The sequence below is a fragment of the Pantoea vagans genome (assembly GCF_001506165.1).
Taxonomy (GTDB): domain Bacteria; phylum Pseudomonadota; class Gammaproteobacteria; order Enterobacterales; family Enterobacteriaceae; genus Pantoea; species Pantoea vagans_C.
The window spans coordinates 3,498,668-3,519,347 of record NZ_CP011427.1 but is presented as its reverse complement, the minus strand read 5'-3'; the positions used below and the strand labels follow the sequence as shown (position 1 = coordinate 3,519,347).

The 20,680-nt window shown below is 55.7% G+C and carries 21 protein-coding genes and 1 pseudogene; 10 read left to right on the top strand and 12 right to left on the bottom strand.

Annotated elements, in window-relative coordinates; translation table 11 throughout:
* Positions 1-98 precede the first annotated feature (98 nt).
* Positions 99-155, top strand: coding sequence for a protein YrbN (yrbN, locus tag LK04_RS20960; protein WP_100229640.1), 57 nt, complete (start codon positions 99-101; stop codon positions 153-155).
* A gap of 16 nt (positions 156-171) precedes the next feature.
* Positions 172-2,058, top strand: coding sequence for a DEAD/DEAH family ATP-dependent RNA helicase (locus LK04_RS16370; protein WP_039327573.1), 1,887 nt, complete (start codon positions 172-174; stop codon positions 2,056-2,058).
* 64 nt (positions 2,059-2,122) lie between these two features.
* On the opposite strand, the gene LK04_RS16365 is transcribed toward LK04_RS16370, so the two are convergent.
* Complete coding sequence (locus LK04_RS16365) at positions 2,123-2,869, bottom strand: SDR family NAD(P)-dependent oxidoreductase (RefSeq protein ID WP_039327575.1); 747 nt, start codon at positions 2,867-2,869, stop codon at positions 2,123-2,125.
* A 183-nt stretch (positions 2,870-3,052) separates the two neighbouring features.
* On the opposite strand from LK04_RS16365, the gene LK04_RS16360 reads away from it, so the two are divergent.
* Positions 3,053-3,970 carry an AraC family transcriptional regulator gene (locus LK04_RS16360; protein WP_039327577.1) on the top strand — a complete coding sequence of 306 codons (918 nt, stop codon included), beginning with the start codon at positions 3,053-3,055 and terminating at the stop codon, positions 3,968-3,970.
* 3 nt (positions 3,971-3,973) lie between these two features.
* Here LK04_RS16360 and LK04_RS16355 read toward each other — a convergent pair whose 3' ends face one another.
* The 3 genes from LK04_RS16355 to ubiU all read right to left on the bottom strand — a co-directional run bounded on the left by LK04_RS16355 (position 3,974) and on the right by ubiU (position 6,989).
* The gene (locus tag LK04_RS16355) at positions 3,974-4,984 is read right to left on the bottom strand and encodes a luciferase-like monooxygenase (protein ID WP_039327579.1); all 1,011 of its coding nucleotides are present in this window, start codon (positions 4,982-4,984) and stop codon (positions 3,974-3,976) included.
* A 115-nt stretch (positions 4,985-5,099) separates the two neighbouring features.
* The gene (locus tag LK04_RS16350; RefSeq protein ID WP_039327581.1) at positions 5,100-5,984 is read right to left on the bottom strand and encodes a U32 family peptidase; all 885 of its coding nucleotides are present in this window, start codon (positions 5,982-5,984) and stop codon (positions 5,100-5,102) included.
* Between the two features lie 9 nt (positions 5,985-5,993).
* Positions 5,994-6,989: a ubiquinone anaerobic biosynthesis protein UbiU gene (gene ubiU / locus LK04_RS16345; protein ID WP_039327582.1), complete on the bottom strand. Its 996-nt coding sequence runs from the start codon at positions 6,987-6,989 to the stop codon at positions 5,994-5,996.
* A 203-nt stretch (positions 6,990-7,192) separates the two neighbouring features.
* Between ubiU and ubiT the strand changes: the two genes are divergently transcribed.
* Positions 7,193-7,717, top strand: coding sequence for a ubiquinone anaerobic biosynthesis accessory factor UbiT (gene ubiT / locus LK04_RS16340; RefSeq protein ID WP_039327584.1), 525 nt, complete (start codon positions 7,193-7,195; stop codon positions 7,715-7,717).
* Positions 7,711-8,217, top strand: a complete 507-nt coding sequence (locus LK04_RS16335) for a GNAT family N-acetyltransferase (protein WP_039327586.1) — start codon at positions 7,711-7,713, stop codon at positions 8,215-8,217. The genes ubiT and LK04_RS16335 overlap by 7 nt, the downstream gene beginning before the upstream one ends.
* Here LK04_RS16335 and LK04_RS16330 read toward each other — a convergent pair.
* On the bottom strand, positions 8,201-8,488 hold the full coding sequence (locus LK04_RS16330; RefSeq protein ID WP_039327588.1) for a GIY-YIG nuclease family protein: 288 nt from the start codon (positions 8,486-8,488) through the stop codon (positions 8,201-8,203). The two genes, LK04_RS16335 and LK04_RS16330, sit on opposite strands and share 17 nt — an antisense overlap.
* A gap of 79 nt (positions 8,489-8,567) precedes the next feature.
* Here LK04_RS16330 and LK04_RS16325 point away from each other — a divergent pair, with 79 nt between their 5' ends.
* Both LK04_RS16325 and LK04_RS16320 read left to right on the top strand, forming a co-directional pair.
* The gene (locus LK04_RS16325; protein ID WP_039327590.1) at positions 8,568-9,008 is read left to right on the top strand and encodes a YhbP family protein; all 441 of its coding nucleotides are present in this window, start codon (positions 8,568-8,570) and stop codon (positions 9,006-9,008) included.
* Between the two features lie 125 nt (positions 9,009-9,133).
* Positions 9,134-10,171, top strand: a complete 1,038-nt coding sequence (locus LK04_RS16320) for a permease (protein ID WP_039327592.1) — start codon at positions 9,134-9,136, stop codon at positions 10,169-10,171.
* Here the strand turns inward: LK04_RS16320 and nrdG are convergent.
* A pseudogene (gene nrdG / locus LK04_RS16315) lies at positions 10,166-10,630 on the bottom strand (anaerobic ribonucleoside-triphosphate reductase-activating protein); the annotation flags it as partial. The gene LK04_RS16320 and the pseudogene nrdG overlap by 6 nt on opposite strands.
* Positions 10,627-12,765, bottom strand: a complete 2,139-nt coding sequence (gene nrdD / locus LK04_RS16310) for an anaerobic ribonucleoside-triphosphate reductase (protein WP_039327596.1) — start codon at positions 12,763-12,765, stop codon at positions 10,627-10,629. The gene nrdD and the pseudogene nrdG, both read right to left, overlap by 4 nt.
* A 269-nt stretch (positions 12,766-13,034) precedes the next feature.
* Here nrdD and LK04_RS16305 point away from each other — a divergent pair, with 269 nt between their 5' ends.
* A complete protein-coding gene (locus LK04_RS16305; protein ID WP_039327598.1) occupies positions 13,035-15,419 on the top strand; it encodes a beta-N-acetylhexosaminidase in 2,385 nt (794 codons plus the stop codon).
* A 58-nt stretch (positions 15,420-15,477) separates the two neighbouring features.
* On the opposite strand, the gene ridA is transcribed toward LK04_RS16305, so the two are convergent.
* The 4 genes from ridA to argF all read right to left on the bottom strand — a co-directional run bounded on the left by ridA (position 15,478) and on the right by argF (position 18,720).
* On the bottom strand, positions 15,478-15,864 hold the full coding sequence (ridA, locus tag LK04_RS16300) for a 2-iminobutanoate/2-iminopropanoate deaminase (RefSeq protein ID WP_034826478.1): 387 nt from the start codon (positions 15,862-15,864) through the stop codon (positions 15,478-15,480).
* A gap of 203 nt (positions 15,865-16,067) precedes the next feature.
* Complete coding sequence (gene pyrI / locus LK04_RS16295) at positions 16,068-16,532, bottom strand: aspartate carbamoyltransferase regulatory subunit (RefSeq protein WP_039327601.1); 465 nt, start codon at positions 16,530-16,532, stop codon at positions 16,068-16,070.
* 10 nt (positions 16,533-16,542) lie between these two features.
* Positions 16,543-17,478, bottom strand: a complete 936-nt coding sequence (gene pyrB, locus LK04_RS16290; protein WP_039327603.1) for an aspartate carbamoyltransferase — start codon at positions 17,476-17,478, stop codon at positions 16,543-16,545.
* Between the two features lie 234 nt (positions 17,479-17,712).
* Positions 17,713-18,720, bottom strand: coding sequence for an ornithine carbamoyltransferase (argF, locus tag LK04_RS16285; protein ID WP_039327605.1), 1,008 nt, complete (start codon positions 18,718-18,720; stop codon positions 17,713-17,715).
* A 163-nt stretch (positions 18,721-18,883) separates the two neighbouring features.
* Here argF and rraB point away from each other — a divergent pair, with 163 nt between their 5' ends.
* Positions 18,884-19,306 (top strand): ribonuclease E inhibitor RraB, encoded by a 423-nt coding sequence (rraB, locus tag LK04_RS16280; RefSeq protein WP_039327607.1) that lies wholly within the window; start codon positions 18,884-18,886, stop codon positions 19,304-19,306.
* Positions 19,307-19,366: 60 nt separating this feature from the next.
* Positions 19,367-20,128 (top strand): tRNA isopentenyl-2-thiomethyl-A-37 hydroxylase MiaE, encoded by a 762-nt coding sequence (miaE, locus tag LK04_RS16275; RefSeq protein ID WP_039327609.1) that lies wholly within the window; start codon positions 19,367-19,369, stop codon positions 20,126-20,128.
* A gap of 37 nt (positions 20,129-20,165) precedes the next feature.
* On the opposite strand, the gene LK04_RS16270 is transcribed toward miaE, so the two are convergent.
* Positions 20,166-20,672, bottom strand: coding sequence for a GNAT family N-acetyltransferase (locus LK04_RS16270; RefSeq protein WP_418903610.1), 507 nt, complete (start codon positions 20,670-20,672; stop codon positions 20,166-20,168).
* Positions 20,673-20,680: the final 8 nt, after the last annotated feature.

Sequence of the window (20,680 nt, the reverse complement as noted above, 5' to 3'; positions counted from 1 at the left end):
GAACTTTTTTTGCCTGAATTCTTGTAAAGTCATCATCTTCAAGGTGAGGGCTTTTCTGTTCGTCAAAACTTCTAATTTGAGCCGGTTCACACTTTTTGATGAAAATGACTGAAAATTTTCACGACGAGTTATGTAGACTGGCCGCCGCAATCTAAGAGGCACGTGTACTACATGACTGATATTCAAACCACTTTTTCTGACCTTGGCCTGAACGCTGACATCCTCGAATCACTGAACGGCATGGGCTACGTTAAGCCATCCCCAATCCAGGCTGAGTGTATTCCTCACCTGCTGGCGGGCCGTGATGTGCTGGGTATGGCGCAGACCGGTAGTGGTAAAACGGCGGCATTCTCCCTGCCGCTGCTGAACAACATTGATCCATCTGTTAAAGCACCGCAAATTTTGGTGCTGGCTCCAACTCGCGAACTGGCTGTTCAGGTTGCTGAAGCCATGACCGAATTCTCTAAACACATGCGTGGCGTCAACGTCGTGGCCCTGTACGGCGGCCAACGTTATGACGTGCAGTTGCGTGCACTGCGTCAGGGTCCACAGGTTGTTGTGGGTACGCCTGGCCGTCTGCTGGATCACCTGAAACGTGGCACCTTAGACCTGTCTAACCTGCGTGGCCTGGTGCTGGACGAAGCGGATGAAATGCTGCGTATGGGCTTCATCGAAGACGTTGAAACCATCATGGCGCAGATTCCAGACGGTCATCAGACTGCGCTGTTCTCAGCTACCATGCCAGAAGCGATTCGTCGTATTACTAAGCGCTTCATGAAAGATCCACAGGAAGTGCGTATCCAGTCAAGCATGACTACGCGTCCTGATATCTCTCAGTCTTACTGGACCGCCTACGGCCGTAAAACTGACGCGCTGGTGCGTTTCCTGGAAGCGGAAGATTTCGATGCGGCTATCATCTTCGTGCGTACCAAAAACGCGACGCTGGAAGTGGCCGAAGCGCTGGAGCGCAGTGGTTATAACAGCGCCGCGCTGAACGGTGACATGAATCAGGCACTGCGTGAGCAGACGCTGGAGCGTTTGAAAGATGGTCGTCTCGACATCCTGATCGCCACCGATGTTGCAGCTCGTGGTCTGGACGTTGAACGTATCAGCCTGGTGGTTAACTACGACATCCCGATGGACGCAGAGTCTTACGTTCACCGTATCGGTCGTACCGGCCGTGCTGGCCGTGCGGGTCGCGCACTGCTGTTCGTTGAGAACCGCGAGCGTCGTCTGCTGCGTAACATTGAGCGCACCATGAAGCTGACCATTCCAGAAGTTGAGCTGCCAAACGCAGAGCTGCTGGGTGAGCGTCGTCTGGCTAAGTTCGCCGCCAAAGTACAGCAACAACTGGAAAGCAGCGATCTGGATATGTACCGCGCACTGCTGAGCAAAATGCAGCCGGGCGAAGATCTGGATATCGAAACACTGGCCGCAGCACTGCTGAAAATGGCACAGGGCGAACGTCCACTGATTCTGCCACCAGAAGCACCGCGTCCACCACGTCGTGAATTCCGCGATCGTGATGACCGTCGTGACTCACGTGACTCTCGTGGTCCACGCGAAAGCCGTGGTGACCGTGATGGCGCTCCACGTCGCGAACGTCGTGACGTTGGCGAAATGCAGCTGTACCGCATTGAAGTGGGTCGTGATGATGGTGTTGAAGTTCGTCACATTGTTGGTGCGATTGCTAACGAAGGCGACATCAGCAGCCGTTACATCGGTAACATCAAGCTGTTTGGTACTCACTCAACTATCGAACTGCCGAAAGGCATGCCGGGCGAAGTTCTGCAGCACTTCACTCGCACGCGTATTCTGAACAAGCCGATGAATATGCAGCTGATGGGTGATGCGCCAGTACATGAGCGTAGCGATCGTCGTCCTGCTGGCCGTGATGGCGAGCGTCGTGGCAATGGCGCACCTCGTGGTGAAGGCGCACCGCGTCGCTTCTCTGAGCGCCGTGAAGGTGGTCGTGAAGGCGGACGTTTCAGCCGTGATGGCGGTCGTGCTCCACGTCGTGAAGACGGCGCTGCTGCACCACGTCGTCGTGACGCATAAGCGTTAATCGCTTAAAAATAAAAGGGACGCTTCGGCGTCCCTTTTTTATTGCGTAAACTAAATTTTACACACCGCCAGCAATCAGCACTCGCTCACCACTCACATAAGCTGACTCTTCAGAGGCCAAAAACAGCGCCACCTGAGCAACATCTTCCGGCAGACCAAATCGTCCTAAGGGTGTGGCCGCGATCAGCTTGGCTTTGACGTCTGGATTCATCTTCTTCGCCGCCAGCAACCCTTCCGTCAAAATAATACCCGGCGCCAACGCGTTAACGCGGATATTACGCGGTCCCAGTTCGCGCGCCAGCCCCTGCGTTAAGGTATCAATGGCACCTTTGGTGGCGGCCCACAATACCGAACCCGGGGAACTGCGCTGGCTGTTCAACGCACTGAGGTTGATGATGGTGCCGCCACGCGCGGGGAAGTGCCTGGCGGCTTGTTGACTGACCAGCAGTGTGCCCAGCACATTCACATTGAGTTGTTGCTGCATCTCGCTGATGCTGAGTTCGGTAAAGTCACCGTGATGAAAAATACCGGCGTTATTGACCACGATATCCGGTGCGCCAAACTGCTCGATGCTGCGCGCGAATAAACGCTGCACATCGGCCTCGCGGGAGATATCAGCCTGTACGGCGATGGCGTCACTGCCCAGTGCACAGATGTCGGTGACCACGTCAGCCGCACCCACTTCGTCCTGGCGATAATTCACCACTACCCGGGCGCCGGCCGCCGCGAAAGTCATAGCAATGGCGGCGCCAATGCCTTTCGACGCGCCCGTCACCAGCGCAATTTTGCCTTCAAGTGCTTTCATTGGGTCTCTCCACCTGAGAATTCGGGGAAGGGTAAGCATGCGCTGTCCATACAATCAGGCGGTAGCGCAATCCTGCAAGGTTTTTGCACGATCCTGCAAATGTGAGGGTTTTAGACTAGGCGGCGCATCGACGACAAGCGAGAATAACCCTACAGTGATTTCTCATCGCGGAGCGCATAACGCATGATTCATCAGGAACAGTGGCAGCAACTGGTGGCGATGATTGCCCGCCACACCCCGGAAGATGGCCGCCACTTCAGCGCAATTGATTTTCTTTCCTTTGGACGAAGCTCCAAGCCGACCAGTCTGGCTCATGTGGCCACCTGGGCCAGTTTCGCTCTGGTGGCGCAGGGGCAAAAAGCCCTGCGAATGGGCGATGACGTGATGCATTACGGCGCGGGTGACTTGCTGCTGGTGACGCTGGATATGCCGGTGCAATCCTGCGTGGTGTTGGCCACGCCAGAGAAGCCTAATCTCGGCGTCGGCATCACCATCAACGAAACCCGCTTGATGCGTTACCTCGAACACTTTCCGCTACAGCAGGTGGAGGCGGCAAGGCTGAATGAGCGCGGCATCACCGTCCACAAAGTCGCTCCACCGTTGGTGGATGCGGTGATTCGCCTGGTCGAGTTATTGGATCAGCCGCAAGACATTCCCGCGCTGGCCCCCTTGATTGAGCAGGAGATTTTCTATCGCTTGCTGACGGGGCCAGAAGGGCCACGCATTCTCAACATGGCGTTAACCGAACGTCCGGGCAACAAAGTGGCGCGCGCGGCACGCTGGTTGCGTGAACACTTTCATCAGCCGTTAAAAATGGACCAATTGGCGAGCAGCGTCGGCATGAGCATTTCATCGCTGCATCATCACTTTAAAGCGGTGACGGCGATGACGCCGATGCAATACCAGAAGCAATTACGCCTCAACGAAGCGCGGCGTTTGATGCTGATTGAGAAGTTAGATGCGGGTACGGCGGGATATCGCGTGGGGTACCAGAGTGCGTCACAGTTCAGCCGTGAGTACAGTCGATTTTACGGGCAATCACCCGCGCGGGATATTCGTACGGTGGCGGTGGGGCCAGAAGGGTTGAACCCACCGCAGTAACCATTACAGCGAGCGCGCCGCTGCCATCGCCAAAGCAAAGGAGCGCAGACGTGCTTGCGGATCGAAAATCTGTCCGTTAACCATGATTTCATCCGCCTGGGTTTCACGTATTAACGCGGCCAGCCCCTGGCGTACTTTGTCACTGTCACCGACGATCGACATGCTCAGCGCCTGCTGTACACCATATTGTTCGGACGGTGACCACAGGTTATCCATATTCTCAACCGGCGCAGGCAGCGGACCCGGTTTGCCACGACGCAGGTTGATGAACTGCTGCTGCATGGAAGTGAACAGGAAGCGCGCATCGCGTTCGCTATCGGCTGCCACTACATTGACGCACACCATGGCGTAAGGTTTTGCCAGACGCGCAGAAGGTTTAAATTTCTCGCGATAGAGATGCAGCGCCTGGAACAACAGGTCAGGTGCAAAGTGGGAGGCGAAGGCAAACGGCAAGCCCAGCTGCGCGGCCAACTGTGCGCTGTAGAGACTGGAGCCCAGCAGCCACACTGGAATTTTCAGACCCAAACCGGGTACCGGCTGCACTGGCGGATGTTCACCCTCTTCGGCGTCAAACCAGCGAATCAGTTCCGCCACGTCTTCTGGGAAGCTATCCGCCTGAGCACTGGAGAGATGACGGCGCAACGCTAGCATGGTGCGCTGGTCAGAACCCGGCGCACGGCCCAGTCCCAAATCGATACGGCCAGGATACAGCGATTCCAGCGTACCAAACTGTTCGGCGATCACCAGCGGTGCATGGTTGGGCAACATGATGCCGCCAGAGCCTAAACGCAAGGTTTCCGTATTGGCGGCCAGATAGCCAATCAACACGGAGGTCGCCGCACTGGCGATACCGGTCATGTTGTGGTGCTCAGCGAGCCAGTAACGGTGGAAACCTAACGCTTCAGATTGACGCGCCAGCGCCAGTGAATTGTGGAAGGCTTCTCGCGCGGCAGAACCTTGTGGAATCGGTGCCAGATCCAGTACGGACAGGCGAACAGTTTTTTTCTCAGACATGGGCACTCCAGCTTATGATGGCGCAGGTGTTGATAAACCTGCGCCAGTCAGTATTACGCATCATTACCCATATTAAAACTGCTAATAACAGCAGGAATATAGCCGGAACGTGCCTTTATCGGCCACCCTCCAGCGCCATACCGGCTAAACGACGCCAGTAACCATTGCTGTCACTGCCGCGCGCCATCATCAGCGGCGCTTCTCCCGCTTCGTTAGCGCGGAAGCGATCAATCTCAGCCAGCGTAGTTTCATCCTGTGGGGACAAGCGCACAATGTCGATCCAGTTATGCATGCCGGCAAGGTCATTACCCAGGTTATAGCAGTAGCCGCTCATGGTCTGAATCCCATTCAGCACAAACACTTGCTGGCCCTCTTGCGACAGCACGCGACGTCCGGTGGGATAGTTGATGCAGCACGTCTGGCAATCATCTTTGGATCGGTTTTCCGAACGCGCAGTGAAGCAGCGAGCCGAGAGTGCCAAAGGCAGATGACCGTAGCCGAGTACTTCTACTTCGAATTTATCGCGCACGCCGGCGGCGTCACACTGCTGTAGCAGCTGAATCAGCCAGTCGCGTGACATCTCTACCGGCATACACCAACGCGTCATTCCCTCTTTGAGTAACAGCTGCAGCGTTTGTGCGTTGTAGACGTTAAGTGTGGGCCCGGCAACAAACGGCAGCTGACGTTCCGCCGCCATGTTCACCGTGCCGATGTCGTTCGCCTCCAGCAAAAACTCGCCATTTTCGACATAGCGTCTTAGCTCTTTCACTTCAGAGGGCGACTGCAGCAGCGCCAGCGTGCTAAGCACCACTTGTTTGCCATGCTGAGCCAGCGTGCGGCCCATCTCCATCCACTGATTAAACGAGGTGGCGCGGCGTTTGCTGCATACCGCTTCACCGAGATAGATAATCTCGGCGCTGCTCTCTGCGGCTTTCTGATAAAAAGCGTCCAGTGATTCGGTTGGCCAGTACCACAGCACCGGCCCGAGTGCGTATTTCATCGGTTCTCCTTACTGCCAGTCGCGGTGATAAGCACCCAGCGTGGTCTGGCTACCCTCAGAAAGCTCACCCAGTGCGCGCATCCACGGCTCTTGCACAGCAAACTGCTCGGGCGAGGCCATGCAGCGATCAATCGCCTGGCGCCACACTTTGGCGACCTGCGCCACATAGGCGGGGCTACGTTGGCGCCCCTCAATTTTCACCGAGGCGATATTGGCGCGCAGCAGTTCAGGCAGCAGCGACAGCGTATTCAGGCTGGTGGGCTCTTCCAGCACGTGGTAGCGCTGGTTATCCACTTCATAACGGCCTTTGCACAGCGTGGGATAACCGGCGCTCTCATCGGTGCCGTAACGGTCGATCAGTACCTCATTGAGACGAGATTCCATCCCCTGCGGCGTTTGCTGCCAGCGTACAAATTTGGCGGGCGAGCAAGCCCCCGCACTGTTGGGTGACTCACCCGTCAGCCACGAAGAGAGATAGCAGCGGCCTTCAGCCATGATGCACAGGCTGCCGAAGGCAAAGACCTCCAGCGGCACCGGCGTCTCGCGCGCCAGCTGTCTCACCTGATGCATCGACAGTACGCGCGGTAGCACCACACGGCTCAGATCGAAGTGGCGATGATAAAAGTGGATGGCCTGCAAATTTGTCGCTGAGGCTTGTACAGAGAGATGGCGCTCAACCTGCGGATAACGCTGCGCGGCATATTCCAGCGTGGCGATATCGGCGAGGATCAAGGCATCGGCACCGTTTTGCGCCGCGACATCAATGGCGGTCTGCCAACGATTGATGCCGTCTGGATGCGCAAAAGTGTTGATGGCCACATGCAGTTTGCGGCGATTCTGATGCAGAAAGCGCGCGGCTTCGGCCAGTTTCTTGTCGGTAAAATTGAGGCCAGCAAAGTGGCGGGCATTGGTATCATCTTTGAGGCCGACATACACCGCATCGGCACCATGCTCCACCGCCGATTTCAGCGCAGGCAAATTCCCCGCTGGACACAGCAGTTCCATACGTTTTCCTCCCCGAATTCAGAAGCGGTAAAGTCTAGAGAAGGTACCGAACAGGAATGTTGATTTAAGGCAGTGAAAGCCGTATTGATGAGGCGGAGTGAAGATTATTTAACCAGTTGTTCAGCGATTTCCTTGATCTCAGTGGAGTCGCAGCAGCAGGGATGTGGCAATATAGGTAAAATTTTCTGAAGGGATTGTTGATTATGCTCACGCGCTTACGCGGCCTGATTGTCGAAAAAGGCCCAGAATTCCTTGCCTTACCTGTTTCATTTACCCCATTCCCTGTAAAAAAAGTGGTTTTGCAACAACTCTTAAACTGGCAATTTCGTCATGCTTTGTCTGAAGGTGAGTTAGACTTTCTGGAAGGGCGCTTTCTGGGGATCGAGATTGCGGATGTCAATCTGCGCTGGATCACCACCTTGCAAGAAGGCCGCCTGACCGTTTCGCGCGACGCCGAGGCAGATGTCTGGTTTCGTGGCGAAGCCAACGATCTGTTGCTGGTAGCAGCACGCAAAGCAGACCCTGATATGTTGTTTTTTCAACGCCGTTTGGTGATTGAAGGTGACACGGAGCTGGGGCTGGAGGTGAAGAATCTAATGGATGCTATTGAACTGGATGCCATGCCCACGCCTTTGCGCACCGGGTTACAGCAGCTGGCTGCCTTCGTTGAGGCAGGAATGAAACAGGACGCGAAGGCCGCTGAGGCGCGCGCGGGGATCTCATGTTGATTCGTACTGAAATTGGTGTGGATGCGGCGGGCATCGACAATCTGTTAAAGCGCAGTTTTGCTACCGCAGCCGAAGCGGAACTGGTGCAACAGTTACGTGAAGACGGTTTACTCACGCTCGGTGTGGTGGCCACGGATGATGAGGGGCAGGTGCTGGGCTACGCGGCCTTCAGCCCGGTCACGCTTCAGGGTGAAGATCGCAACTGGGTGGCATTAGCACCGCTCGCGGTGGATGAATCGGTGCGTAAACAGGGCATTGCCAAAAAGTTGGTATATGAAGGATTGGATTCGCTTAATGAATTCAGCTACAGCGCGGTGGTGGTTCTGGGCGATCCAGAATTTTACAACCCGCTGGGCTTCGAACCGGCAGCGAGACACGGTTTGCATTGTCGTTGGTTAGGCAGCGAAGCAGCGTTTCAGGTGTATAAACTCGCGGATGACGCATTCGTGGGCGCTGAAGGGCTGATCGCATTCTCCGAGCCTTTTAATCGGTTCGATTGAACCACGCGTTCAGGCAGGCAGGCTGCTGCGCCACCAGCAGCAGCTTTTGCGTGCGGCTCAACTGCTTCACCTGATATTCCAGGCGGGAGGCGGCGGAGCGATCCCCGGCGGCACAGTGAAACACCAGAGTCAGCGGCCCCTTACCGCGCAGTGAGCGCGCACCGCGTCCTGACTGGTGCTGTAGCAGACGGCGATCAACATCGGTTGTGATGCCGGTATAAAGCATCCCGGCGGCGGTTTGCAGCATATAGAGCTGCCAGCTCTGTTGCATTTCACTATCCTGATTAATTGCTGGCAGGCAGTGTAGCGCGCTTATCCCAGCATCGCTATGCGCCGCATGGAGTTGTATTTTGTCTGACCATTCCCACCTGATTCGTTATTTAAAAAAACAGCATGCCCTGTCGTTGTGCGCCACTAGCGGGGACGATTTGTGGTGCGCCAACTGCTTTTACGTATTCGACGCAACGCGCATGGCCTTCTGGTTGATGACCGAACCGGACACGCGGCATGGCGCGCTGATGCTGGCCAATCCCCAGGTCGCGGGCACGGTTAACGGTCAGCCGAAAACCGTCTTGTTGATCAAAGGCGTGCAGTATCGTGGTCGCATTCAGCCGTTGAGTGAGGAAAACGAAGCGCAGGCGCGCCATGCTTACCAGAAGCGTTTTCCCATCGCGCGCAAAGTCACAGCACCGTTGTGGGAAATCATGCTGGATGAAGTCAAGATGACCGACAACGCGCTGGGCTTTGGCAAAAAGATTGTCTGGCAGCGCAGCGAGGCAAACCCGCGCTAATTTCCGCGGCGGATCAAATTTACGTCAGTTAAGCGTGGCAGATTTCGATAACCTGAATAACACTGTGGTTTATCCGCCGCACATCATCGTGCGGCTTCCGTTATTCAGTTGAATACGAGATCTGTATGACCCAACTTGCACCCTCAGCGCCAGCGATACGTTTCGCATGGTGGAAACCACTGCTGTTTCTCGCGGTGGTGGTGATTGGCCTGTGGTATGTCAAATGGCAGCCCTATTACGGCAAAGCCTTCACCGCCGCCGAAACCCATTCAATCGGAAAATCTATTCTGGCCAATGCAGCCGATTCGCCGTGGCGTGCGGCGCTGGATTACGCCATGGTCTATTTTCTCGCAGTATGGAAAGCGGCGGTGCTCGGCGTGATCCTCGGTTCGCTGGTGCAGGTGCTCATTCCGCGCCATTGGCTGTTGCGCCTGATGGGCCAGTCACGTTTTGGTTCGACGTTGATTGGCACGGGTTTCGGTTTACCGGGGATGATGTGTACCTGCTGTGCGGCACCGGTCGCGGCAGGGTTGCGTCAGTCTCAGGTGTCAAGCGGGGCGGCGATGGCGTTCTGGCTTGCCAATCCGCTGCTTAATCCTGCCACGCTGATTTTTATGGGATTTGTGCTGGGCTGGCACTTTGCCGCGATTCGGCTGGTGGCGGGGTTGGCAATGGTGCTGGGCATTGCGTCACTGGTGCAGCGTAGCGTTCCAGAACAGATGATCGCTGCGCCAAAGGTGTTGGTGACCCGTGATGAATCACCGTTTATCTCGCGCTGGCTGGGGGTGATGTGGCGATTGTTCTGGAACACCATCCCGCTGTATATCATCGCCGTGCTGCTGCTGGGCGCGGCGCGCGTCTGGCTGTTCCCACATGCGGATGGCGCGGTGGGAAATACGCTGTTTTGGGTGATGTTGATGGCGATAGCGGGCTGTTTATTTGTCATCCCCACGGCGGCAGAGATCCCGATTGTGCAAACCATGATGCTGGCGGGTATGGGTATCGCACCGGCTCTGACGCTGTTAATGACCTTGCCCGCCGTGAGTGTGCCGTCGCTACTGATGCTGCATCGTGCCTTCCCGGCGCGCGCCTTGTGGATCGCGCTGCTGGGCGTGGCGTTCAGCGGGTTTATCGTCGGTCTGCTCGCCTTGTGGCTGGCGTAGATACCAGATCTTTTGATTGCGGCTGCCGCGCCACAGCAGCCGCGCATCGCTCTCCGCTTCAATGAAACGCCCGTCGATCAACACGTCAATTTCAGCGATCACCTCGCGCTGGGCCGCACTGAGTTCCGCCATCTTATAGCCGGTCCACAGCCAGATATCTTTGTCCGGGCATTCGCGGCGCACCCGTTTTACCAGCCGACGGATGTGCGGCACATTGTGCGGATGCAGCGGATCGCCGCCGCTTAACGACAATCCCTGGCGTGGAATTCGCGTGTCCTTGAGGTCGGCAATTAGCTGCTCTTCCATCTCCAGCGTAAATGGCACACCAGAATCGAGCCGCCAGGTGCTCTGGTTGTAGCAGCCACGGCACTGATGCTCGCAGCCGGCAACAAACAGCGTGCAGCGCGTGCCCGGCCCGTTAACGATATCGACAGCGTAATAGCGATGGATATGCATCATCCTAATTGTCCGCTTTCCAGATGTTTAACGCGGCGCTGCACCTCTTCCTGTTTACCGGCGTTGAAGGGGCGCGCATCCGGGCTGCCAAGATAGCCGCAGACGCGGCGCGTAACGGAGACGCGTGCCGGATCGTGGTTGCCACAACACGGACAGGTAAAGCCTTTGCTGGTGCAGCTGAACTCGCCGCTGAAACCGCATTCGTAACACTCATCAATCGGCGTGTTAGTGCCGTAATAGGGCACGCGGTGATAGCTGTAATCCCACACGTCCTCCAGCGCCTTGAGGTTGTGCTGAATATTGGGGTATTCGCCGTAGCAGATGAAGCCGCCATTGGCGAGAGCGGGATAGGGCGCCTCAAAGTCGATCTTGTCGTAGGGGTTCACTTTCTTCTCGACGTCGAGATGGAAGCTGTTGGTGTAATACCCTTTATCGGTGACACCCGGCACTACGCCGAATTCCGCCGCATCAAGACGACAGAAACGATCGCACAGGTTCTCGCTCGGCGTGCTGTACAAACTGAAACCGTAGCCGGTCTCGGTTTTCCACGCATCAACCGCATCGCGCAGGTGCTGGACAATGGCGATGCCCTTTTCACGCAAATGCGGCGCGTCATAGGGATGCACTTCGTTGCCGCTCAACGCGTTGAGCGTTTCATGCAGACCAATATAACCCAGGGAGATGGAAGCGCGGCCGTGACGGAAAATCTCACCGACTTCGTCATCGGCATTGAGCCGCACACCGCAGGCACCTTCCATATAGAGAATGGGGGCGACACGGGCTTTGGTTTTCTCCAGCCGCGCGATGCGCGTCATCAATGCGCGCTTGGCCAGCGCCAGCCGCTCGTCGAGCAGCAACCAGAAATGGGCCTCGTTACCTTTGGCTTCTAACGCGATGCGCGGCAGGTTGAGGCTGATCACGCCAATGTTGTTGCGGCCTTCATGGATCTGCTCGCCGTTCTCTTCATACACGCCGAGGAAACTGCGACAGCCCATCGGTGTTTTAAATGAGCCGGTAATCTCGACCACTTTGTCGTAGTTCAGGATGTCGGGATACATGCGCTTACTGGCGCATTCCAGCGCTAATTGCTTGATATCGTAATTGAAATCACCAGGGCGGCGATTCACGCCTTCGCGGATAGCGAACACCAGTTTGGGGAACACTGCCGTTTTGTGATTTTTGCCGAGGCCGGCAATGCGATTGCGCAGAATCGATTGCTGTATCAGCCGAGCGGCCCAGTCAGTACCCAGACCAAATCCGAAGGTCACAAAGGGCGTCTGTCCGTTGGCGGTGTGCAGCGTGTTGACTTCATACTCCAGCGACTGGAAGGCGTCGTAGCACTCTTTCTCGGTGCGCACCCGTGCGTAGGCTTCGGCATCGGGGATCTGCCACGCGTGTGCCACGGCGCGGTGCTTCTCCAGGCTGAGGTTCACAAAGGGCGCTAACACTTCATCGATGCGATTAATGGTGGTGCCGCCGTAGATGTGGCTGGCGACCTGGGCGATGATCTGCGCCGTGACGGCGGTGGCGGTGGCGATTGATTTTGGTGGCTCAATCTCGGCATTGCCCATTTTAAAGCCGTTGTTCAGCATGCCCTGAAGATCGATCAACATGCAGTTAAACATCGGGAAAAACGGCGAGTAGTCGAGATCGTGATAGTGGATCTCGCCGCGCTCGTGCGCCAGCACCACGTCACGCGGTAGCAGTTGCTGTTGGGCATAATGTTTGGCGACGATGCCTGCCAGCAGATCGCGTTGAGTCGGGATCACCTTGCTGTCTTTGTTGGCGTTTTCATTCAGCAGTGCGGCATTGGTCTGCTCCACCAGACCACGAATAGCGTGATGGAGTTTGCCACGCTGTTCACGGGCGAGATCGCGGTCATGACGGTATTCGATATAGGCACGCGCCAGTTGCGGCCAGCGTCCCGCCATCAGCGTCTCTTCGACCGCGCATTGAATATCGCGGATATCCACCTCCGCGCGATCGGCCAGTTGCTGACTGACCTGCATCGCCACCTGACTGCACCAGGCCGCATCATCAATTTGCGCTGCCTGGGCTGCGGCCTGCACGGCCAGCTCAATCCGCTGTGCCTCAAAGGGCACCCTGCAGCCGTCACGCTTAATCACCACCGTCGCCATCATCTCTCCATAAAACTATATGTGGGTATTTTTATGGAGTGTAATCGCTATATGTGGGGTTGTGACGGAAATTAATCGCACCGTTTTTGACCTGCCGCAAAGAAGCCATAACGAAGATTGAAAGCCGCACAATGGTGAAGCGAACTAAACTTCAAAAGTTTTAACCCGCCCAAACTTCGACCGATGCAAACTTGATTTGCGAAGCGAAGCAGGTTTAATGAGTTCTTTGCTTTTTTTTGGCCCGTCATTTATCTACAAGGAAGCCTCACATGCCTTTGCAACGAACGCTGCTTGCCTGTTGTCTCTCCCTCTCTTTTTCTGCTTTTGCCGCTCCCGCAAGCGATTTGCCATTAATGCCCTGGCCACAAAAAGTGGTCCAGCCCGCGGGTGGCGGCGCACTGACGCTGACGCCGCAGTTCACGCTGCATATCTCGGGCGATCATCTGGAGGGCGCGGAAGCCCGCTGGCGCGCGCGAATTTCGCGCCAGACTGGCTGGCCACTGCTGCCCGCCAGTGCACCGAGCAACCCGGCCACTATTCAGGTACAAATCGCCCAAGCGATTGACCCGCTGCCGCAGCCTGACAGCGATGAGAGCTATCATCTGGAGGTCAACAGCAGCGGTGTACTGCTGAAAGCCAACACGCGCTTTGGTGCGATGCGCGGCATGGAAACGCTGCTGCAGTTGATTGAGAATAATGAGACGGGAACGCAGATCCCTTACGTCACCATAGACGATAAACCGCGATTCCCGTGGCGCGGGGTGCTGATCGATTCGGCGCGCCACTTCCTGCCAATCGAAACCGTCAAGCGACAGATTGATGGTATCGCCGCTGCGCGCATGAACGTATTCCACTGGCATTTGACGGATGACCAAGGCTGGCGTTTTGCTTCCAGCCACTATCCGCAGCTACAGGAGAAGGCCAGCGATGGTCTCTTCTACATTCAGCAGCAGATGCGCGATGTGGTGCGTTACGCCACCCAGCGGGGCGTGCGTGTGGTGCCAGAAATTGACCTGCCAGGACATGCTTCCGCGATCGCCGTGGCGATGCCTGAATTGCTGAGTGCGCCGGGTCCTTATCAGATGGAGCGCGGTTGGGGGGTGTTTAAACCGTTACTCGATCCCAGCAACGAAGCGGTGTTTACCTTTATCGATACGCTGATGGGGGAGGTGACGGCCATCTTCCCCGATCCTTATGTTCACATCGGTGGTGATGAAGTCGATCCAACACAATGGAACGACTCACCGAAGATTCAGCAGTTTATGCGCGACCACGGCCTGAAAGACACGCACGCCTTGCAGGCATGGTTCAATCAGCGTGTTGAGAAGATCCTCGAAGCCCACCAACGCCGGATGATTGGTTGGGATGAGGTCTATCATCCCGATCTGCCGAAAAGTATTTTGATCCAATCCTGGCAGGGGCAAGATGCGTTGGGAGAGGCGGCAAAACACGATTTCCGCGGCATTCTCTCAACCGGTTTCTATCTTGATCAGCCCCAAACTGCGGCCTATCACTATCGCAACGAACCCTGGCCGCAGGGCCTCAATGGCCAGGACCAGATTCAAGCCGATGAGCAGGCGCAGAGCTGGCAGTTCACCATGCCGCGCCTGAAAGGCAGCCCGGTAAAAGGCAGCTTCACCCTGGTGGAAGGCAAAAGCGGCTGGCGTGGATTTATTGACTTTAGTGGCAAAGCGCGGCGGATGGTCAGCGACATTCGCTGGCTGTCCCCCACTCAGCTAACGTTTAGCGTTGATACCTGGATGGGGCCTTTCCAGCCGATGGTCACGCTGACACAGGACAAACTAACTGGCTATATGCTGGTGGGCAATGTGCGTTATCCGGCTGAAGGCAGCAAGCTGGCTCAGGTGCCCGCTGGGATTCAACCTTCCGTGCCTTCGCCGGAACAGATGCAAAATAACCTGATGGGCGGTGAAGCGGCACTGTGGGCGGAAAACGTCAATAGCCGGGTGATTGATACCCGCCTGTGGCCGCGCGCCTTTGTGGTGGCAGAACGCCTGTGGTCTGCGAAGGATGTCACGGACAGCGACAATATGTATCAGCGCCTGAGCGCGGTGGATCGTTGGGGCACGGTGTCGGTGGGGCTTCAGCAGCATCAGCAGGCGGAAGTGCAGATGATGCGTCTGGCGAATACCAGCGACATTACACCGCTGCGCGTGCTGGCGGAAGTGCTGGAACCGGCACAGTACTACACGCGCCAGCATCTGAAGTTCCAGGCAGGGCATTATGATTACTTTGAGCCGCTCAATCGCCTGGCGGATGTGCTGCCAGCCGAAAGCGAGCCGGTGCGCTTGCTGGATAAACAGGTGGATGCGCTGATTGCCAACCGAGAGGATCACGCCGCTGCTAACGCCATTCGCCAGCAGCTACAGCGTTGGCAAAACAACAGCGATGCGGTGATGCCGCTGATTTTAGCGAATTACCAGCTTAAGCCGTTGCAGCAGCAGGCACAGCAAGTGGCGCAACTGAGCCGGATGGGGCTGGATTTGGTCAATGCGATGCAGCGCAATCAGGCGTACGGCGCCAGTGAAGTGGCCGACATGCATACCAAACTGGATGCCGCTGCACAGGTGCAGGATGAGACGGTGTTGGCGCTGGTTCGTCCGCTGGAGAAGTTGTTGCGAGCGTCTAAATAACCGATCGCGCCGCTACGTTTATGTTGTAGCGGCGCAGTTTATTGCGCGATGTTTTAAATCAACGGCGAACCGCAATCGCCTCGATTTCAATCTTCACATCTTTTGGCAGACGCGCCACTTCTACGCATGAACGCGCTGGGAAGCTGGCGTTGTGCTCAGTGAAAAAGGCTTCATAAGTGGCATTTACGGTGGCGAAGTCATTCAGGTCTTTCACGAACACGGTGGTTTTGACAATGTCGCCCACTTTCAGGCCAGCGGCTTCAACAATCGCCTTCACATTCTCCAGCGACTGACGCGCCTGCGCAGAGACATCATCCGCCACGGCCCCGGTCGCCGGATCCACTGGAATTTGGCCTGAAGTGATGATCATGCTGCCAAGATCCACGCCCTGCACATAAGGGCCAATTGCTGCGGGTGCTTTTTCAGTGCTGATTTCGCGAGACATTGTTTCTCCTTGAAAGTGTGCGATTGACACCTGCCAATCACGAAAATGATCGCCCCATTATATACCCTTCATACTTCGAGTTGCAGGTGCGTTGGCTACGTGCATTCACCTCAGTCACCGATTTCAGTAATCTCCTGAGGATTCATGCACTTGCCGCCTTCCTGAACCTCGAATAATTTTAGGTATAGAGGCGACACGAGTGATTACCAGTGGCCGAGAACCACGTGGCGCGCGAACTCTTTCTCGCAGTATTTGCACTTCAGGTGCACATCATCATCACGCTGCTTCACCGCAAAACTGCTGAATACCGGTTCACTGCGGCTGATGCAGTTGCTGTTCGGACAGGTGAGCACGCGCTCAATGCGATCCGGCAGCGTAGGGGCGATCTTGGCCACCACTTCGTAATCGTCGATGCGATTCACCGTGGCGAGTGGTGCGTATACTGCCAGCTGGTTGATCTGATCGTCGGTCAGGAAGGTGTTCTCGATCTTAATCAGATCCTTGCGGCCCATTTCGCCAGAAGGGAGATTCAGGCCAATGGTGATGCGTTGATCGGTTTCGGTCAGACGGAACAGTGACAGTAATTTAAAACCGACCTGCGCGGGAATATGGTCAATCACCGTGCCGCGTTTGATGGCTTCAACCTGCAATTTATTATCGTGAGTCATCGGTTTCTCCTTACAGGGCCAGTTCGCTATTAAGTACCAGTGCTAACAAGGCCTGGCGGGCGAAGATGCCGTTGCCCGCCTGCTGGAAATACCAGGCGTGCGGCGTGCTGTCGACATCAGTGGTGATCTCATCAATACGTGGCAATGGGTGCAGCACCTTCATGTTATCGCGGGCACCGACTAAATCCGTGGCGCGCAGAATGAACTGCGCCTTCACGTTGGCGTACTCGGAAGGATCGAGGCGCTCTTTCTGCACGCGCGTCATGTAGAGAATATCCAGTTCTGGCATCACTTCTTCAATGCTGTCATGGCGCGACCACACAATGTTCTGTTCATCCAGCATGTCAGTGATGTAAGACGGCATCGCCAGTGCATCGGGAGCGATAAAGTAAAAACGGTTGCCAGTGAACTTGGCCAGCGCCTGCGTCAGCGAGTGCACGGTGCGACCATATTTCAGGTCACCGACCATGGCCACATTCAGATTGTCGAGGCGGCTCTGGGTTTCGCGGATGGTGAACAGATCCAACAATGTTTGTGTTGGATGCTGGTTCGCGCCGTCTCCGGCATTCAGAATCGGGATGCCGCTGGAGAACTCGGTGGCCAGTCGTGCTGCACCTTCCTGTGGATGACGCATCACAATCGCATCCACATAAGTACTGATCACGGAAATGGTGTCTGCCAGGGTTTCACCTTTCTTACCTAGCGAGGTGTTGCTGCCATCGGCGAAGCCCACCACTGATGCGCCTAAACGATGCATCGCCGTCTCGAATGAGAGTCGCGTACGGGTGGAGGCTTCAAAGAAACAGCTGGCAATCACATTGTGCTTCAGCAGTTCCGGCTGGGGATGCGCCTTCAACTGAGCGGCGGTGTGTAACACCAGCTCCAGCTCATCGCGATTGAGGTCGTTAATAGAAATAATGTGCTTGCGATATAGCGGGTTGGCCATAGCGTTCTCCTCTGCGCTGCCGGATTGCGGACAAAAAAAAGCCCCTGCTTAAGGGGCTTTTTTTACGATCAATGAATGACGGAAAGAAACAGGTGCATCGCCTGTGGTCAGGCGGGGTAGAGCGGCAAATTGTACGCTGCGCTGTTGCATGTTTCCTCCGGCAAATTGTGGCGCATTATACGCATTCACTGATTTGCATCAAGCAGAAATCGCGCACGGGGTAAACGTTTGCTTTTACGGCTTACCCAGCGTTGCCACCATCACCGCTTTGATGGTGTGCATGCGGTTTTCGGCCTGATCGAACACGATACTGTGCGTTGACTCAAACACCTCGTTGCTCACTTCCATGCCATCATTCAGGCCATACTGCTCTGCCATCTGACGGCCCAAGGTGGTTTGGTCATCATGGAAGGCAGGCAGGCAGTGCAGAAATTTCACCTGTGGATTGCCGGTAAGCGCCAGCATCGCACTGTTCACCTGATACGGGCGCAGCAGCGCAATACGCTCTTCCCACACCGATTTGGCTTCGCCCATCGACACCCAAACATCAGTGTAGATGAAATCCGCACCTTGCACGCCTTCGGCAATGTCTTCGGTCAGCGTGATTTTGCCACCGGTTTGCTGCGCCGCCACGCGGCACTGTTCCACCAGTTGCTCTTCCGGCCAGCAGCCTTTTGGTGCCACCAGACGCAGATCCAGCCCAACCAGTGCAGCAGCTTCCAGCATGCTGTTGCCCATGTTATTGCGCGCGTCACCCACGTACACCAGCGTCATCTCGCTGAGCGGTTTACCCGGTAAGTGCTCTTGCATGGTGAGTAAATCGGCCAGCAACTGCGTAGGGTGGAATTCGGTGGTCAAACCGTTCCACACAGGGACACCGGCAAACTCTGCCAGGGTTTCGACCAGTTCCTGACCGAAGCCACGATACTGGATACCGTCATACATACGGCCCAATACGCGCGCGGTGTCTTTCATCGATTCTTTATGGCCAATCTGGCTGCCGCTTGGGCCGAGGTAAGTCACGTTAGCGCCCTGATCGTATGCGGCAACTTCGAAAGAGCATCGTGTACGGGTCGAGTCTTTTTCGAAGATGAGCGCGATATTCTTGCCTTTCAGGTACTGGGTTTCAGTGGCATTTTTCTTTGCGTGTTTTAATTCACCTGCGAGATTGAGCAGGTTGGCGATTTCAGCTGGGGTGAAATCCAGCAATCTCAGGAAGTGTCTCGAATACAGCTGACTCATACAGCGCTCCAGATGTGGATCAATAATGAATTAAAATTCAATCTAACCGTATGAATATTCATTTTCAACCCCGGCGTTAAGAAACTTTCTGTTTTGTGTAGTGGCGCGCGAGGCAGTGTGGGAAAATAATTGCATTCACGCCGAACATTTTGAGGACACGCCCATGGCATACGAAGCATTGCTGGAAGAACAGCGCGAAGAAACCCGCCTGATCATTGAAGAGTTGCTGGAGGACGGCAGCGATCCGGATGCGCTTTACACTATCGAGCATCACCTCTCCTGCAACAACTTCGACTCACTGGAAAAAGTGGCGGTGGAAGCTTTCAAACTGGGCTTTGAGGTCAGCGAACCGGAAGAGCTGGAGTTGGAAGAGGGCGGCACCGTGATGTGCGTGGACATCCTGAGCGAAGGGGCGCTGAAAGCCGAACTGATTGATGCGCAGGTTGAGCAGCTGGTGAATCTGGCGGGTAAATTCAACGTCGATTACGACGGTTGGGGCACCTACTTTGAAGATCCAGACGCCGAAGATGAAGATGACGACGGTGATTTCATCGACGACGAAGAAGACGACGGTGTGCGTCACTAAGCCTTAATGGGCGGCAGCTGCCGCCCTGATTGACTTCTCCCGCCAGCATAAAGAACGCCGATGAACTACGCTCCCCTGTTAGAACCCATTCATAATTTTCTGCATTGCCGCACGCCACAAGCGTGGATTGATGAGGCGCGCAAACCGGAAAACCTGACGCTGCTGCTCACCGATCACATGGTGTGTGAGCTTAAGGCGGCACAAACTGCGGTGTTTATTATTCGTAAGTATGTGGCCGATAAGCCGAGTGGCGATGCCATTCTGGCGTGGCTCAAACCTTATGAAGATTTCATTTATCGCGATGAGCCGGACAGCAACTTTATCAATGCGCATAAGAATCTGACCAAAAGCATCATTGTGCGTAACGAACTGCCGTGGGCGGATGACTTAGTCGAGATGATGGTGCTGTTGATCAAAGAAGAGCTGCATCATTTTTATCAGGTCTGGGAGATTATGCAGTCACGCGGTTTGCCATACCGCAAAACCACCGCCAGCCGATACGCCAAAGGATTGATTCGCGAAATCAGCACCTATGAACCCGATGCGCTGGTGGATAAGTTGATTTGCGGCGCGTATATCGAAGCGCGTTCCTGTGAACGTTTTGCCAGCCTGGCGCCGTATCTTGATGATCAGCTGCAGAAATTCTACATCTCGCTGCTGCGTTCTGAAGCACGCCACTATCAGGATTACCTGAAGCTGGCGGAACAGATCTCTGTTAAGGATATTGCCCCACGCGTGCAGACTTTTGGTGAGGCTGAGGCGCGTTTGATCAGCGAGCCTGATGGCGAATTGCGTTTTCACAGTGGTGTGCCAGCGTTTTAAGGTTGGGGTGAGGGCGAGAATCGCCCTCATGTCTGCATCACAGTACCTTCAGCATCCGTACTTCGCAGTCACCGTGGCCAGTGCAGCCCATGGCGTTATCAATCAACTCGAATCCCAGCGACTCGTAGAGCTTAATCGCTCGCGTCAGGCTGCCGGTGGTTTCCAGATAGCAGCGGCGAAAGCCCTGTTGACGCGCATAGTCCATGGCACGCAGCGCGAGCCCACGCGCCAGACCTAAACCGCGCACCTGCGGCAGGAAGTACATCTTCTGCAATTCGCAGATATCCGGCGCGCTGCACGCCAGCGGTGCCACACCGCCGCCGCCAACCACCACCCCGTCATGCTCGACGATCCAGTACGCGCTATTGGCTTCACTGTAGAGTTCGAACAGCCGATCGAGGTTGGGATCCGAAACGGTGTAGCCTTTATCTGCCGTAAGGCCGAATTCGGCTGACACATCACGGATCACTTGCGCAATGAGAGGGTTATCGGCCGCAGTAATCGGGCGCACCTGCAAATTCAGTGGCGTAGCGGTGGTCATCATTCTCTTCC